Source organism: Lachnoanaerobaculum orale, from assembly GCF_003862485.1.
Lineage (GTDB): Bacteria > Bacillota > Clostridia > Lachnospirales > Lachnospiraceae > Lachnoanaerobaculum > Lachnoanaerobaculum orale.
Window position 1 is genome coordinate 2,048,726 of the sequence record NZ_RRCM01000001.1, and the last position, 14,469, is coordinate 2,063,194.

The window sequence follows — 14,469 nt, forward strand, 5'->3', positions numbered from 1 at the left end:
AACCTAACCGATAGCTATCATCACAGCAGCTCACCTTTGTACTTGCCGTCTTTTATTTTATACATTTTCGGATGATATTTTCCATGCTGTTGTATCTGCACAAAAAAGATTCTTTACTCGCTGATATCATCTCTTCTTCTGTTATCCTGCTGTAGTGTACTTTGTATCCGTTTTTGAGAGCAAGCATACGAATAAACTCTCTCTGACTCCTACCGTTTCCCTCTCTAAAAGGATGTAAAGCGTTAATTTCACTAAAATAATATGCTAATTTCCTTATAAAATCTTCACGGCATAAACCCTCTAAATATTTGTCCTTCCTCAAATTTGAAAAAATATTATTTGCTTGACTCTCAATAAATTTAACATTACAAAACATATTTTCCTTCGCAATATCAACAGTTCTTATCTTACCGCTCCAATCATAAATATCCTGAAAAATATAACCATGTATACTTTGTAAATGTCTTAAATCAAATTTACCATATATAGGTTTTTCAAACAGTTCCAACAATCTGAGCATTGTAAGCTTTCTCTCAATAACACTTAATTTGTCTTTATCTTTTATGCCGAGCTTGTTGACTAAAACATTTGAATTCGGATAGCAGTATACTGTATCAGACATACTATACCTCATTTAATATTTTTTCTCGTGCTTTTGTAAAACTCAAATTTCCTTTTTTTATATCTCTTAACATCTCTATATCTTTTTCGTTAAGTTCCATGCCTTCAATACGAAGCGTTGCCGCTACCTCATCTATTTTTTCACTATCTGTATATAGACTGTTTGATAATTTTACCCGAAAAGGAATACCTTCTTGGATTACCAGTTGATTTAATGCCATATTTATATATGTTGACATATTTAAACCAAGCTTCTCTAATATATGATTTGCATTCTCCTTCAAAGCTTCAGGAGTTCTCGCTTGTACTATTCCCATATTTTCCATAATTCACCTCTTTGTATGTATATTATAATATAATGTATATACATTATATTATAATGATAATAAAAATATCGGTCAAGTATAACCTAACCGATATGTATCATCACAGCAGCTTGCCTTTGTACTTGCCGTCTTTTATTTTAAAGAAGAATTCACTGTATAAATCCGTATCAAATATCTCCAACAATTCTTTCATATTCCAAATGAGATTGACTCTGTCAATGTCGGCTCTGTCTATCCAAAAGACACGGCCTTCATCGGAGGATTTCAACTCTCCTGTGAACTTATCTGTTTTATACAGCAGTACAATATACCTCGTGCCGTCTTCCTGTATCCAATCCTTAAAGCCGCAAATCTTTGGATTTTCTATAGTAAGTCCTGTCTCCTCCTTCATCTCTCTGACTACCGATTCAAGTAGAGACTCTCCTTCTTCCACGTGACCTCCCGGAAACACAAGTCCCTTTGTACCCACCTTTTCCTGTACAAGTACCTTATTACCGTCACATATAAGGCACATATTTGTCAGTTCTATTTCTGATTTTCTGCTCATTTTAATAATTTCCTTTCACAGCTCTATATCAGTATAAACTATATTTTCTTATACTCAAATACCTCAGGTTCTATTGACATATTTTCTCTTATCCACTCTACAGATTTTTCCACATCGTATGCAGAATTATAACCTGATATTTTCGGTACTCTTATATGTATTTTCTCTGCTGAAATCTTATTTCCAAGTCTAAGCAGATTCTTTAGCATATTTTGATTGCTTATACCTGTATACTTTCTATATATATCATCATTGATATCCTTTATGTCTATAATCCACTCGTCCATATCATAAAGTACAGGTTTTATATAATCCCAAGGCACATTGAGTGAAGTTTCTATTCTCCTTGCCCACCTGCCATCTGCCAAAGTACATATTTTATGTATAAATTTTGAATGCAGCAGCGGTTCACCTCCGCCAAAGACCATTCCGCCGCCGCTCATCAGATAATATATTTCATCTTTCTTCAGTATATCTATTACTTCATCAGGAGAAAACTTTGGATACTTTGCAACCTCAAGTTGTTGCTTTGTCCTGTGACAGCCTTCATTTATACAGTATTTACACTTTAACGGACAATCAAAAAATGCCACCAAGGTTGATACTCCCTTTCCGTCCGTTCCCATTCTCAGTCTCGAAATCGACATAATCTCATCAAGCATAATCCCTCCTATAACTCAAATCTCGGTATCTTTTGTTTTTCCTTGGGTATCTTTGAAAGCTCATCACTTAAATACTTCGCTTCCTCATCACATTTATCACAGGTGCCTGCACATAGTCCTACATGGCTGCATTCCTCACTGCTAAATTCTATATTGTTCATAGCGGCAAGTTGCTTTCTGTAATCACGTAATATATCGCATATTTCCTTTCCGTCTATCCTCGCCGCCAATCTGTCTATTTTATCATCAAAAAACAATCTGACAGGTGCTTCACCCTCCATTACATATTTATCTTTCGATTCTATACTATTATCTCTGATTTTCTGAAGAATATTCCGTACACCAACTCCCTTATTCAAAGGTATATATTTTTTTGAAGATAAATCAAAGTAAGATGCCTCTTCTATCTTCGGTATTTCCTCTATCAATATAGGTAACAACTCATCGTGGTATGCTCTTATTTGCGCAAGTGTATCTTCCATACTCTTAAATCCGTTATTTAAGTATTTTGTGGTATCTACATAGCAAACAGATTTTAGTTTTGATAAATCCGACAGTAACTCTTTATGCACCTGAACTCTTTTTTACCCTCAAAATACCATGCAGGACTTGCTAAAAGGTGCAAATTCACACGACAACTGTTATTTTTTATTACCAAATACGGATATAAACTTTCTATGCTGTTATCTGTCAAAAATAATACGTCTTCACAAACTCCAATCATCTGAAACAGCCTGTCAAGTTCCGACTCGAGGTTTTTATATACAATGCTGCCCACTCCCATACTCATACCAAGTCCAAAGTATTTTTGCGGACAGATAAAGCTGTTATACTCATCAGTACTCTTCGCCCCACTAAGCCATACCACCGTAACCAAGTCTTTATACTTTTTCAAAACAGGATTCCAAGGATTCCAAAATAATCCCGAATCGGTAATTATTATTTTCATTATTACTCTTCCTTATTTAAAAGTTATACTCATCTTTTACACACATTAACTGACTCCACCTTGCTGAAATCAGCTTTGCATAATATATACCCGCCAATCCGTAACAACCAAGCGCATACGCATCATTAAGTTCTACCAATAATGTCTTATTGTCTTTTGTAACACATATGTCTATACTGCAAGCCGCCGGTCTTTCCTCCCATTTGTTGAATGATTCCAACATAGCCTCCAATACTTTCGCATCATAATGATACATATAACTTTTTCTTTTAGGATCAAGCAGTACTCCATACGGTCTTACATCTACAATCCTATCGTATGTAATAAAGCATCTCCACTCTGCACATATATCAAGCGGCTCACTTACAAGCACCTCATAATTTTCGTAACAGTTACCACAGCCTACCAAATCGGATATACTGCTTATTATCTTTCCTACAAAGGCCTTTCCCCTTATAGGCTTAACAAAATATCCTGCCGACCACTTTTCTTCATTGGATGAGATACTGTCTATAGTATCTTTCCAAATATTTCTGCCAAAAAAGGGCTTCAGGATATCCGGATAGTCCGGAACATCAGGCACAATACCGAATTTTAAAAATATACTTTTACATTGGTCAATATAATCTAAAACAATATCTTCTCTTCTAACATTGTCATATATCTCATCTATCTTTTGGTACGGAATTATCTCCGCCCCAAGCTCCCTAAACCCGTACATAGCGTTTGCAATATTGTAGCTGTGTGGAATAAACATATTCATTCCGATGTCGTATCTTGTTTTCAGATAAACTTTTCCCATAATCCCTCCTACAACTCAAATCTCGGTATCTTTTGTTTTTCCTCAGGTATCTTTGAAAGCTCATCACTTAAATACTTCGCTTCCTCATCACATTTATCACAGGTACCTGCACATGGTCCCACATGGCTGCATTCCTCACTGATAAATTTTATATTGTTCATAGCGGCAAGCTGCTTTCTGTAATCACGAAGTTTTTTACAAACATCCTTTCCGTCTTCTCTTGCCACCGGTTTATCCACTTTTCTCTCTTTATCAAAATGATTCGGATTATATACTATACCTGACAGTATAATTTGATCCTTCGGTATCACTTCTTTTGTTTCATTGTATTTTTGCTCTTTCCACATACTCTACCTCACATTTTTTATATATTCTTATAACACATTATATAAAAGAAGCTGTACGTTAAAAATGCCTTCTGCTTTCAAAATAAAAAGACACCGCTTCGGATGTCTTTAATATCAATGTATTATACTAAATATATGCATTGCCGTAGTTTGCACCGGTCTTGATGTAAGTATAAGTAAAAATACTGCAATATTTGATATATGAAATAAGAGCTTATTTACAAGTCCGTCCGCCTTGCACATACGAAGCGCAAAACCTTTGCCTAAAGGCCAAAATATCTTTTCTCTCTTTCCGTTGAAAGCATCAATCACCATATGTGATATGAAACCTACAAAAAAGTACGGAGTAATATCAGGAAAGATAATATAAGTAAAAAAGCTCAGACAAAACAATGCCGCAAATGAATGCATAAATGACCTGTGCGGTTGCCTCATTCCGAATATACATATACCCAAAAATGCCAATACCCCCACGATAATACGAGCAATATTGCTGTCTGCCATCAATCTGTTATAAATACCTACATGAAATAAGGCGTCTGCCACCACTACCCCAAAGATACTAAGTCCTGCAAATCCGATAATGTGCTCCACCTTATTATGTGCATCCGACGTTCCGACATCTATATCACTGATAATTCCGCCAAATCCCGCTATTGCAGTACCTGCAACAAGCATTGACAGACTTTGCGGTCTGCAGGCAATAAGACCTGCCGCCATGCCGACTGAAAAATGTGTTTTACCTAACATAAGTACCTTTCCGACTCTGCTTTTTTACAGTTATTTTTCCATCTCAGCCTTAAAAACTAAAATCACATCCGCATCGGAGCAGCAAAACTCGGCACAGCCCTCAGGTTGTCCCGGGAGGCTTCCGCCATATCTCAAAATATCTATATACGGGAAGGCGCAGTGCATTGCCATAGGACAAATCTTTCCCCTATCCTCGTCATAATCAAACACTTCTCCTACATGGTGTCCTCTGTGACAACCCATCTTCCCCCTTCTGTCTGTAACGGTAATTTTTATCTTAGGTCTTTTTCCTCTGTTCATATATACCTTCCTCCTATTTCTCCCACTCAAAAAGCTTCTCTATCACATTAACGATGCCGTCTTCATCATTTGACTTTGTGATGTAGTCTGCGGCTTCTCTTACCTTGTCTTGTGCATTTGACATAGCCACTCCTATACCTGCAGCCTTTATCATTGACAGGTCGTTAAATCCGTCTCCGCAACAAATCAGATTGTCGACACTCTTTCCAAGCTTTTTTACCATACCGGTAAGCGTACTCGCCTTGTTTATGCCCACTTCGGTCACTTCAAGGAAGTAAGGCTCGGAGCGAACAATATTTAGCTTGCCTTCCCAGTATTTTTTCATTTCTTTTTCAACCTTTGCAAGATAATTACCGTCCGCAGTCATCAGACATTTTATTATCGGGAAGGTAATCTGCGGAGTCAAAGGGTTTGCCTTTACTCTGATAAAATGATTGATGGTAATCTCCAACATATAATACTGCTCGTCTATATCAAGTGCATATGCCTTGTCACCGTTATATGTCATAAGGTTTATACCGAACTCGTTTGCCTGTTTTTCAAGTATCGGCAGGTACTCATGTGTCAATTCCTTCATAAAAAGTTGCTCATTATTCTTACAATCCAAGAAACAACCGCCGTTATATGAAAGTATATAACCGCCCTTTTTATCAAGTTCCAATATCTTTGCTACAGGCATTACACCGAATGTAGGTCTACCCGAGGCAAGTACCACGGTTCCGCCCGCTTCTATAAATCCGGCTATAGCCGCTTTTGTATTTTCAGTTACCTGCTTTTTTGAATTCGTCAATGTTCCGTCAAGGTCAAGTGCCAATACTGCGTCCGCTACTTTTATCTTCTTTTCTTCAAATATATTCATATCTCACCTTATAAATGTCTAAATCCCTCTCCTGCAACCTCATTTGAATCAATTATTATAACAAATGATCTCGGGTCCAATTTCTTTGCCGCCTGACGCACGGTATGTACTTCCTTTACTCTGCAGGCGCACATAACTACATCTCTCTCCTCATCGGTATAACTTCCCACAGCCTTAAGATATGTGGAACCGCGGTCTATAAGACTTGCTATTTCCTTTGCCATATCCTTCGGCTTGTCACATATAATCATAATAAGCTTACCTGCCGTAAGTCCGTCCATCGCCTTATCAAGCACTGTAGCAACAAGATATGCAATAATAAGTCCGTATATAAGACTGTTTACATTCTTTGATACAAGTGCAACTCCAAGTACAATTATACAGGAGTCTATTACAAGCGCTATCTTTCCAAGTGAAAAATGTGGGAAGAAATGGTGGATAAGCACCATTATAAAGTCGGCTCCGCCTGTAGATGAATCCCTCATAAATATCAGTGCATAGCCTGTGGCTGAAATAACTCCCGTACATATGGCTGCAAGTATATACTCTCCCTGATATGCCGGCACAACTTTTGCAACAATATCAATCATTATTGATGTTATAACAATTGACTTGACTGACTTTAATAAAAATTTTCTTCCGATTTCCCTATATGAGATTATTGCAAAAGGTATATTAAGAACTATAGTTCCGATACCTACAGGTAATCCGAAAAGCTGATACAGTATCAGTGCAAGTCCTGTAAATCCCACCATCGGAAACTTAAATGCTGCTGCAAAGCAGTAAGTCCCTATTCCCATAAGTATACCTGCAATAATATCCACCACGATATCTATTGACCACTCTTTTAATATTTCTTTGTTCATCTTATTTCCTATCTGTCAAAATAATTCTTTTTTATATTTTATCGAGTCTTTTTCATTTATCTCTCTGATAACTTTGCAAGGATTTCCTGCCGCCAGACTGTTTGCAGGTATATCCTTGGTAACCACACTTCCTGCTCCTATCACACAGCCCTCTCCTATAGTCACTCCGCCTGTTATCACTACATTTGCCGCAATCCAGCAGTTATCACCTATATTTATAGGCTTTGCATACTCATCGTCATAGGCTGTTTTATCATCCTTAAACTTGATATTCCTCTCCTGCCACCTTAACGGATGCCGCGGTGTCATAAGACTGCAGTTCGGTCCGAAAAATACATTACTTCCTATATTCACAGGGCATACATCAAGTACTGTAAAGTTGAAGTTTGCATAGCAGTTTTTCCCGAAGCTTGTAAAGATACCGTAATCAAAATAAATAGGGCCTTGTAAATAAAGTCCCTCACCTTTACTTGGTATCAGCTCATCTATAATAGTATTCCTTAAATCATCATCTTCAAACAATGTGTTGTAATACTGTGAAAGTCTATGTGCCTTAGTCCTCAATATTGTCAGTTCTTCATCTGTAGGGTCATATATCTTTCCTTCAAGCATTTTTTCTTTTTCGCTCATTTTTCCTCTTTTTATAAATAGTATTTGATTATCGGTCTCATACAAACATTACAAATTGACCACGTATCATTATATACTAAATCATTAAAAAAAGGCAGTCCAAAAATGAACTGCCTGCTCTTTTATATATAACCTTTCCACCTAAGCAGAAGTGAAGAATTTATTATAACCGCTATCGAACCTGCATTGTGTACCAATGCTCCCACTATAGGATTTAAAATACCTGTAATTGCAAGCACTATTGCAATAAAGTTTAGTCCCATAGAAAATGACATATTTAACTTTATCGTGTTCATCATCCTCTTTGAGAGTGACAACAGATGTGGAAGTTCCTTAACTTCATCATCCACAAGCGCTATATCGGCAGCCTCTATAGCTATATCGCTTCCGATACCACCCATAGCAATACCTACAGTAGCCCTCTTAAGTGCAGGAGCATCATTGACTCCGTCACCGATCATACAAACCGAACCTTTTAATTTCTCTCTGTTATCAATAAAGTTTAACTTATCCTCAGGCATACACTCCGCAAGTTGCTCGGCTATATTAAGTGCATTTGCTATGGATGTGGCCGCATTTACATTATCCCCTGTAAGTAAAACAGGACTTACCCCTATTTCATTCAAGCTGTCAATCATATTTTTGCTTTCACTTCTCAATGTGTCCGAAAGCACCACATAACCTGCAAACTTCCCGTCTATTCCGATATAGATTACAGTACAGCCTTGATTGTCATACTTTTTTGTATCCGCACAATCTACAGATATCTGATTTTCATTCATAAGCTTCTTGTTTCCGGCAATCACTCTCTTGCCGTTTATTACAGAAGAAACACCTCTGCCGACCGTCATATTAAAATATTCGCATTTGTATATACTATTTGAAAATTTTTCCTTATATGAGTTTACAATCGCCTTTCCTATAGGATGCTCTGAAAAGGCTTCAGATGCGCAAGCATATAAGAAAATATCTTCATCCGAAAACTCATTATCTACGCTCTTATACTCGGTTACGCTAAGCTTTCCCCTTGTAAGCGTTCCGGTCTTGTCAAAAGCGACAGTATCCACCTTTGACAATCTCTCAAGTGCGTCACCCTCTCTTACCAAAAATCCGTGCTTAGTCGCATTACCTATGGCCGCCATAATGGCTGTCGGTGTAGCCAGTACCAATGCACATGGGCAAAATACTACAAGTATTGTAACCGCTCTTATTATCTGTCCTGTAAAAAGCCATGTAAGTGCCGCTGCCGACAATGCCACCACTACAATCCATGTCGCCCATTTGTCTGCAGTACCTACAATCTTTGCCTTGCCTGCATCTGCAGACTGTACAAGCTTTATCATTCTCTGTATAGAGCTGTCTTCTCCTACCTTAGTTGCTCTCATTTCAAATACGCCGAACTGATTTATTGTACCGCTTGCCACCTCATCACCGACACTCTTATCCACCGGTACAGACTCACCTGTCCTTACAGACTGATCTATTGATGTCGTACCTGATACTATAACACCGTCAACAGGTATACTCTCACCGGGCAACACTCTTATAATCTCACCTTTTTTCACTTCGTCCGCATCTGTTATTCTTTCAGTACCGTTTTCAATAACTCTGGCAGTTTTAGGTGTAAGCTTCACAAGCTTTTCTATACCCGCTCTTGCCTTGGCAACCGTTATGTCTTCAAGTAATGCTCCCAGTTGCATGATAAAGGCTACCTCTCCCGCTGCAAAATCCTCTCTTATACAGATAGCTGCAATAAGTGCTATAGATACCAATACATCCGCTTTTATATCAAACTCCGTTGTAAGTCCGATTATCGCTTCAAGTATTATAGGAACTCCGCAAAGTATAACGGCAACCCACGCCAAATTAAAAGGTGCTTTTATCCATCCTGTAATACTGAAAAAAAGTGCAGCTCCTGATATACAAAGGAATATAATATCTTTCTTTACTCCTCCAAAATCCATAAGATCTTCTATTTTGCTCATAAACTCTTTCATATAAGCCTTCTTTCAAACAATCTTTTTGTTTATACCTATATGGGTATATGTTTGTCAAGAGTTTAAAATAAAAGCCGATATCTAATCTTAACAACTAAATATCGGCTTTATGTGCTTATTATTAAGTTTTATTGCTTAGTACAAAGCTGTTTTTTATCCCATATTTGCAAAGCGTTCTACAGCTTTTGTAAAATTATCTATGGTCTTGTCTGCATCTCCATGTTCTATACCGTCACGTACACAATGTTTGATGTGTCCTTCAAGTATAACCTTACCGCATCCGTGCAGAGCTGATTTTGCCGCATTTATCTGCGAGAGTATATCCTCACAAGGCACATCTTCATCTACCATCTTATCTATTGCCTGTACCTGACCTATTATCTTTTTCAGTCTGCGATGTAGACTGCCTGAATCCATACATTGTCTCATACTACCACCATCCTGTCAAAACTATATCGGTTTATATTTCTATATTATACCTGTATCAACTTAAGCCAAAACTTAACACTTTAGCGTATCAGGTTTTCCTGTTTCCAAGTATCACCATATTATAATCCTACCGCTTTCCCGTGTCAACGTATCGGGCAATAATTGACTTTACCATATTGACATGTTTTGATGTTTTTGTTTGCTTCTTCAGAGAGCTTTCACTACACACATAGTAAAAAAAGATATTTAATCAGACTTTTGATTGCAAGCTGGTTTATGTCAACTTTTACTTTTATACTGCAGGGTATTCTTCCAAACGATAATGTAGTACTTATAAATAATGCATTCAGTACATTCTTTGTCACAGGATTATATATGTTATTCTGGGATATATTTGTAGACGGCATCCACAAAAAGTCTGTACCAAAGATAATAGGTGCGATACTTCTATGCTTTGTACCTGTTTTGCTTACATTGCCTATGCTCATTGGAGGAGTACTTTCCGCAAGTGAAAGCGTTTCGCCTAATGTTGTACGTTATATCGCGATATTCTCTTTGTATCTTCCAAATATCCTGACTGTTGAGGGCGGCTGCCTCTTTGTACTTTTGGGACTTTTATTCTATATATTCAGAAAAAGCAGAGTACTTCAGATACTTGTATTGGTTGCAATGTCCGCATATATTTTTATTGCAGGTGATAAGATTCAAAGCATCATGATATTTGCAGCCGTTCCGATAGCGCTGTACAACGGTGAGAGAGGAAAGGGTATAAAGAATTTCTTCTATATTTATTATCCTCTGCATATCGGAATATTATATGTGATTTCAACACTTGTTTTTAAGTAAAATAAGCGCATCCTCTGTCAGAGGATGCCTTTTTATTTGCGGATCAAGCTACCGTTATCAATAATTGACGCTTTACGAATACATACTAAGCTGTCGCTTTCAAGCAGATAAGGACATAAAACAGGCTCTAGAAAAAAACTCATAGGCCGAACTTGAGTGGCAGCCGCAACCACCCAAAGTCTTGATGTTGCAAGTTCTTCCACTATCTTCATTGCCTCATCATATTTTTCAAAGAGTCTGTAAAGCTTAATCGCCTCAATGTAGTCAAGTTCGCTCATTTCATCTTTACATTTCATTCTTTCTTCAAATATTTCAAGAGCATCTTTCGGATATCCCTGAAGGCGACAAAATGTAAAAAGCTTTGTCCTCCACGCTACACTGCCTTCTTCAATCTTTTTATTTTTTAACTTGACCTCTTTTATAAGCTCTTCCTTTGATTTGGGGTCATTTGCCTCTTTAAACTTTGCATCACCACGTATACGATTACAAGGCATAACTCCAGTCTTTAAACATTCTATCATCGCATCAATAAAGAAAATTTTAGGACCATTATCGCTTTCACTCTGTAATCTTATCTTCTCTTTTTCAAATATATCAATAAGCTCACTTTGCCTGTTAAGCACTATAGCGGCTGTAGCCATAGCTGCCATATGCTCATCTTTTACATTTGAATAATGCCACTCATCAAACCAAGGCAGTACCGTAATATCTCTGTCCAAAGCATTGGAAAAATCCCCGTCAAAATAAGCCGCTTCAGCCAAAACTGCGGCAACTTGATGCGGAAACTTTTCTGAGAATTTTTCAATTGCTTCTAATGAACCTTCCTTGTCATCCATCACATCATAACAAGCCGTCCTGAAGTTTTTTGGCAATTTCACAACATTCATACTCTTATCTCCTTAAAAGCTTATCAACTTTTTCAGTGCCTCAAGTTCTTCTTTTGTAAGTGTCACTCCTTTTCCCATCTTCTCATGTTCAGGCGCCCATTCTCTTATATCATACTTCGGTGTGGCACCGTTCCATGAAATAAGGTTCAGTTCCTTCCTCCAACCCTTTGCATTCTCTGATAAAACTCCAATCTCCTCTACTATGTCGTATCTGAAATCTCCTGCCATAATATCTCCTTTCGCTGTTTAAATCTCAATACTTTAAAATTATTTCTCACATACTTATTATATCACTATTTTCTTACAAACTTATATCTTTTAACACAGAATAAAAAATAATGGGCAGAGCAGGATTTGAACCTGCGGTGTTTCTTTTGTAACGGATTTACAGTCCGCCCCCTTCGCCACTCGGGACACCTGCCCTATATAAGTTGATATCTTACAATCAAATTGATATAAAATATCTATTCTCCTATCCGGATTCGAACCGGAATCAACCGGTTCGTAGCCGGTCATTCTATCCATTGAACTATAGGAGACATACTTTGCTTTGATGAGCTAAGTATATTATATAGTATCCAACCTGTCATTAAACCTGTAGTATATGGGTCAGGTTGGATTTATTTTAATAAAAAAGAGCGTTAATTTGTGTTAAAATTAAGGTGGCAAAGCTCAAAAAATCGCACTAATGAGCCCTTTATGAGTATTGCAGGCTATTTTGAAGGTGCTTCTTCAGATGAACGTAGATTATGCTGTAGTTTATGGTGGATAGAAAGAGGAATTATTTTATGATATATATAAAATCTATAATTGATATAGAATGTGATAAATTGCCGAAGGAAAGTTATCTGAGAAAAATTCCCTGGGTAAAAAATTTTCAAGGGATAGATTTTGGAAAAGCTGTCACTTTCTTTGTAGGTGATAATGGAACGGGAAAATCAACTTTATTAGAAGCAATAGCTGTTACATTAGGCTTTAATCCTGAAGGAGGTTCCGGAAACTTTTGTTTTTCTACAAGAGATACTCACTCTGAGCTTAGTGATGTAATGCGAGTTTCAAGAGGGGTAAAAAAAGCAAAAGACGGTTTTTTTCTTCGGGCAGAATCATTTTATAATGTAGCAACAGAAATTGAGAATCTTGCAGATGGAGATTATAGTTTCTATAATGGTTACGGTGGAAAGTCTATGCATTCCCAATCACATGGAGAAAGTTTTCGTTCTTTAATGATGAATCGTTTCAGAGGAAACGGTATATATTTGTTAGATGAGCCGGAAGCTGCATTATCTCCCACAACACAGATGTCGATGTTGTGTATTTTAAAAGAATTAGAAAAATTAGATTCTCAATTTATTATTGTTACACATTCACCAATTCTTTTGGCATATCCAAATTCGGATATATACGAATTTGATGAAGAGGGAATTGAAAAAAAGGGGTATAAGGAAACGGAATCTTACTTAGTAACAAAATCTTTTTTAGATAATCCCGAACAAATGATAAACTTGTTATTTGAAAAATAGAAAGAGAGCGGTTCACTCTCTTTTCTATCTTATGCCTTACGTAAACTACCCTTATCAATCCGAGTATTTCTTTAACATATCGGCAATACTTTCCTTAATTTGATTCCTTAGACTTTCAGGTTCCAGCACCTCTACATAAGGACCGTATTGAAGTGCCCAATACTTCATTGCCCTTTCATTGCAGTTTACTCTTACTATAATCCGATCTTCATCTTTTTTAATAATACTAAAGTCCGTCCCAAACCAATCTACCAAATCAGACATCATATCTTTTGTTGTCAGGAGCTTAACAGCAGTGCTTTTTCCACTAAACATATAAATATGTTCTGCCATATGCTTTGGAAGATTTATCCCGGATTTAAGCTCAGGCACATCTTTCATCGGCTTAACTCTGTCTTCCAGTTCATGCACCTCAGTCATTCTGTCTATACGAAAATGTACTACATTATCATACTTGTCATAATTTCCTATCAGATAAAATTTCCCATTATTTGCAACTATCCTGTACGGATTTACAATATAATGCTCTTCTCTCCTTGGATGAAGCTTAAAATCGGTTCCTATATCATTATATATAAAACTAATCTTATGTCCCTCTGAGATAGCATCATTTATCTTATCTATAGAGTAGATGTTTTGTCTGTTTATATTCTTGTTAAGTTCAGGTATATTACATATATTTGATACTTTTGCATTAAAGTATTTACTTGAAAGCCCTCTGATCTTTTTAATAAGTTCCTTGGCCTGATTTGAAGAAAAAGCTTTTGAAAATAAAACACTGTCTATAAGTATTCTAAGTTCAGTATCATCAAACTCTCTGGAAATCAGCCTATATCCGTCTTCCATTGATATTTCAAATCCATGGCTCTCACCGAATTCTTTTAATAACAAGACATTATTCTTTACAGAGCGTCTGTCACATACCGTTCCATAATCCTTTTCCAAAAGCTTTATAATCTCTTGTTGTGTCAAAGAATGATTTTCATCGGTATAATTGCGAAGTATCTCCATTATGAACATATTCAACATCTTTTTATTTCCTATACCATACATCTATGCACCCCCGTTCCAATGTCAAATATACTACTGTAACAGATACCGGTATTTTATTATTATATTCTAATATTTCAA

Annotated in this window: 20 protein-coding genes and 2 tRNA genes; 2 read left to right on the forward strand and 20 right to left on the reverse strand. The window is 36.8% G+C overall.

The features are described 5' to 3' along the window. Positions 1–52 precede the first annotated feature (52 nt). The 15 genes from EHW90_RS09820 to EHW90_RS09885 form a co-directional block, all read right to left on the reverse strand. The gene (locus EHW90_RS09820) at positions 53–622 is read right to left on the reverse strand and encodes a Fic/DOC family protein (RefSeq protein ID WP_124952565.1); all 570 of its coding nucleotides are present in this window, start codon (positions 620–622) and stop codon (positions 53–55) included. A 1-nt stretch (position 623) separates the two neighbouring features. Then, a complete protein-coding gene (locus tag EHW90_RS09825) occupies positions 624–947 on the reverse strand; it encodes a type II toxin-antitoxin system RelB/DinJ family antitoxin (protein ID WP_124952566.1) in 324 nt (107 codons plus the stop codon). 100 nt (positions 948–1,047) lie between these two features. Beyond that, on the reverse strand, positions 1,048–1,494 hold the full coding sequence (locus tag EHW90_RS09830; protein WP_124952567.1) for an 8-oxo-dGTP diphosphatase: 447 nt from the start codon (positions 1,492–1,494) through the stop codon (positions 1,048–1,050). A gap of 38 nt (positions 1,495–1,532) precedes the next feature. Continuing rightward, on the reverse strand, positions 1,533–2,156 hold the full coding sequence (locus EHW90_RS09835; RefSeq protein WP_124952568.1) for a radical SAM protein: 624 nt from the start codon (positions 2,154–2,156) through the stop codon (positions 1,533–1,535). A gap of 8 nt (positions 2,157–2,164) precedes the next feature. Further along, positions 2,165–2,728: a hypothetical protein gene (locus EHW90_RS13515; RefSeq protein WP_243113956.1), complete on the reverse strand. Its 564-nt coding sequence runs from the start codon at positions 2,726–2,728 to the stop codon at positions 2,165–2,167. Further along, on the reverse strand, positions 2,692–3,105 hold the full coding sequence (locus tag EHW90_RS13520; RefSeq protein WP_243113957.1) for a hypothetical protein: 414 nt from the start codon (positions 3,103–3,105) through the stop codon (positions 2,692–2,694). Before EHW90_RS13520 ends, EHW90_RS13515 begins: the two co-directional genes overlap by 37 nt. Before the next feature lie 16 nt (positions 3,106–3,121). Beyond that, positions 3,122–3,907 (reverse strand): ATP-grasp domain-containing protein, encoded by a 786-nt coding sequence (locus EHW90_RS09845; RefSeq protein ID WP_124952569.1) that lies wholly within the window; start codon positions 3,905–3,907, stop codon positions 3,122–3,124. 8 nt (positions 3,908–3,915) lie between these two features. After that, entirely contained in the window at positions 3,916–4,254 is a 339-nt protein-coding gene (locus tag EHW90_RS09850; RefSeq protein ID WP_243113958.1) for a hypothetical protein, read from the reverse strand. Between the two features lie 114 nt (positions 4,255–4,368). After that, a complete protein-coding gene (locus EHW90_RS09855) occupies positions 4,369–5,004 on the reverse strand; it encodes a metal-dependent hydrolase (RefSeq protein ID WP_124952570.1) in 636 nt (211 codons plus the stop codon). Positions 5,005–5,034: 30 nt separating this feature from the next. After that, the gene (locus tag EHW90_RS09860) at positions 5,035–5,304 is read right to left on the reverse strand and encodes a TIGR04076 family protein (RefSeq protein ID WP_040457843.1); all 270 of its coding nucleotides are present in this window, start codon (positions 5,302–5,304) and stop codon (positions 5,035–5,037) included. Positions 5,305–5,317: 13 nt separating this feature from the next. Beyond that, positions 5,318–6,163, reverse strand: coding sequence for a Cof-type HAD-IIB family hydrolase (locus EHW90_RS09865; RefSeq protein WP_124952571.1), 846 nt, complete (start codon positions 6,161–6,163; stop codon positions 5,318–5,320). 8 nt (positions 6,164–6,171) lie between these two features. Then, positions 6,172–7,029 carry a YitT family protein gene (locus EHW90_RS09870; RefSeq protein ID WP_009444780.1) on the reverse strand — a complete coding sequence of 286 codons (858 nt, stop codon included), beginning with the start codon at positions 7,027–7,029 and terminating at the stop codon, positions 6,172–6,174. 15 nt (positions 7,030–7,044) lie between these two features. Then, the gene (locus tag EHW90_RS09875; RefSeq protein WP_124952572.1) at positions 7,045–7,659 is read right to left on the reverse strand and encodes a sugar O-acetyltransferase; all 615 of its coding nucleotides are present in this window, start codon (positions 7,657–7,659) and stop codon (positions 7,045–7,047) included. A 122-nt stretch (positions 7,660–7,781) separates the two neighbouring features. Then, positions 7,782–9,644: a heavy metal translocating P-type ATPase gene (locus tag EHW90_RS09880; RefSeq protein WP_330507821.1), complete on the reverse strand. Its 1,863-nt coding sequence runs from the start codon at positions 9,642–9,644 to the stop codon at positions 7,782–7,784. A 165-nt stretch (positions 9,645–9,809) separates the two neighbouring features. Beyond that, positions 9,810–10,085, reverse strand: coding sequence for a metal-sensing transcriptional repressor (locus tag EHW90_RS09885; RefSeq protein ID WP_124952574.1), 276 nt, complete (start codon positions 10,083–10,085; stop codon positions 9,810–9,812). A gap of 276 nt (positions 10,086–10,361) precedes the next feature. Here EHW90_RS09885 and EHW90_RS09890 point away from each other — a divergent pair, with 276 nt between their 5' ends. Next, positions 10,362–10,931, forward strand: coding sequence for a TraX family protein (locus EHW90_RS09890; RefSeq protein ID WP_243113959.1), 570 nt, complete (start codon positions 10,362–10,364; stop codon positions 10,929–10,931). Between the two features lie 32 nt (positions 10,932–10,963). Here EHW90_RS09890 and EHW90_RS09895 read toward each other — a convergent pair whose 3' ends face one another. From EHW90_RS09895 to EHW90_RS09910, 4 genes are all read right to left on the reverse strand, one after another. After that, entirely contained in the window at positions 10,964–11,818 is an 855-nt protein-coding gene (locus tag EHW90_RS09895; protein WP_124952575.1) for a hypothetical protein, read from the reverse strand. Positions 11,819–11,830: 12 nt separating this feature from the next. Continuing rightward, positions 11,831–12,046, reverse strand: a complete 216-nt coding sequence (locus tag EHW90_RS09900) for a YdbC family protein (protein ID WP_060930600.1) — start codon at positions 12,044–12,046, stop codon at positions 11,831–11,833. Positions 12,047–12,157: 111 nt separating this feature from the next. Further along, positions 12,158–12,241 (reverse strand) — tRNA-Tyr (locus EHW90_RS09905). A 44-nt stretch (positions 12,242–12,285) separates the two neighbouring features. Continuing rightward, positions 12,286–12,357 (reverse strand) — tRNA-Arg (locus tag EHW90_RS09910). A 222-nt stretch (positions 12,358–12,579) separates the two neighbouring features. Here EHW90_RS09910 and EHW90_RS09915 point away from each other — a divergent pair. Beyond that, positions 12,580–13,338: an AAA family ATPase gene (locus EHW90_RS09915; protein ID WP_330507827.1), complete on the forward strand. Its 759-nt coding sequence runs from the start codon at positions 12,580–12,582 to the stop codon at positions 13,336–13,338. A gap of 54 nt (positions 13,339–13,392) precedes the next feature. Here the strand turns inward: EHW90_RS09915 and EHW90_RS09920 are convergent, their stop codons facing one another. Then, on the reverse strand, positions 13,393–14,391 hold the full coding sequence (locus EHW90_RS09920; protein WP_124952577.1) for a helix-turn-helix transcriptional regulator: 999 nt from the start codon (positions 14,389–14,391) through the stop codon (positions 13,393–13,395). Positions 14,392–14,469 lie beyond the last annotated feature (78 nt).

What these genes read in the sequence shown, in the direction of transcription:
- EHW90_RS09820 (WP_124952565.1), bottom strand. Translation starts at nt 622, where the DNA reads ATGTCTGATACAGTATACTGCTATCCGAATTCAAATGTTTTAGTCAAC.
- EHW90_RS09825 (WP_124952566.1), bottom strand. Translation starts at nt 947, where the DNA reads ATGGAAAATATGGGAATAGTACAAGCGAGAACTCCTGAAGCTTTGAAG.
- EHW90_RS09830 (WP_124952567.1), bottom strand. Translation starts at nt 1,494, where the DNA reads ATGAGCAGAAAATCAGAAATAGAACTGACAAATATGTGCCTTATATGT.
- EHW90_RS09835 (WP_124952568.1), bottom strand. Translation starts at nt 2,156, where the DNA reads ATGCTTGATGAGATTATGTCGATTTCGAGACTGAGAATGGGAACGGAC.
- EHW90_RS13520 (WP_243113957.1), bottom strand. Translation starts at nt 3,105, where the DNA reads ATGAAAATAATAATTACCGATTCGGGATTATTTTGGAATCCTTGGAAT.
- EHW90_RS09845 (WP_124952569.1), bottom strand. Translation starts at nt 3,907, where the DNA reads ATGGGAAAAGTTTATCTGAAAACAAGATACGACATCGGAATGAATATG.
- EHW90_RS09850 (WP_243113958.1), bottom strand. Translation starts at nt 4,254, where the DNA reads ATGTGGAAAGAGCAAAAATACAATGAAACAAAAGAAGTGATACCGAAG.
- EHW90_RS09855 (WP_124952570.1), bottom strand. Translation starts at nt 5,004, where the DNA reads ATGTTAGGTAAAACACATTTTTCAGTCGGCATGGCGGCAGGTCTTATT.
- EHW90_RS09860 (WP_040457843.1), bottom strand. Translation starts at nt 5,304, where the DNA reads ATGAACAGAGGAAAAAGACCTAAGATAAAAATTACCGTTACAGACAGA.
- EHW90_RS09865 (WP_124952571.1), bottom strand. Translation starts at nt 6,163, where the DNA reads ATGAATATATTTGAAGAAAAGAAGATAAAAGTAGCGGACGCAGTATTG.
- EHW90_RS09870 (WP_009444780.1), bottom strand. Translation starts at nt 7,029, where the DNA reads ATGAACAAAGAAATATTAAAAGAGTGGTCAATAGATATCGTGGTGGAT.
- EHW90_RS09875 (WP_124952572.1), bottom strand. Translation starts at nt 7,659, where the DNA reads ATGAGCGAAAAAGAAAAAATGCTTGAAGGAAAGATATATGACCCTACA.
- EHW90_RS09880 (WP_330507821.1), bottom strand. Translation starts at nt 9,644, where the DNA reads ATGAGCAAAATAGAAGATCTTATGGATTTTGGAGGAGTAAAGAAAGAT.
- EHW90_RS09885 (WP_124952574.1), bottom strand. Translation starts at nt 10,085, where the DNA reads ATGAGACAATGTATGGATTCAGGCAGTCTACATCGCAGACTGAAAAAG.
- EHW90_RS09890 (WP_243113959.1), top strand. Translation starts at nt 10,362, where the DNA reads ATGTCAACTTTTACTTTTATACTGCAGGGTATTCTTCCAAACGATAAT.
- EHW90_RS09895 (WP_124952575.1), bottom strand. Translation starts at nt 11,818, where the DNA reads ATGAATGTTGTGAAATTGCCAAAAAACTTCAGGACGGCTTGTTATGAT.
- EHW90_RS09900 (WP_060930600.1), bottom strand. Translation starts at nt 12,046, where the DNA reads ATGGCAGGAGATTTCAGATACGACATAGTAGAGGAGATTGGAGTTTTA.
- EHW90_RS09915 (WP_330507827.1), top strand. Translation starts at nt 12,580, where the DNA reads ATGGTGGATAGAAAGAGGAATTATTTTATGATATATATAAAATCTATA.
- EHW90_RS09920 (WP_124952577.1), bottom strand. Translation starts at nt 14,391, where the DNA reads ATGTATGGTATAGGAAATAAAAAGATGTTGAATATGTTCATAATGGAG.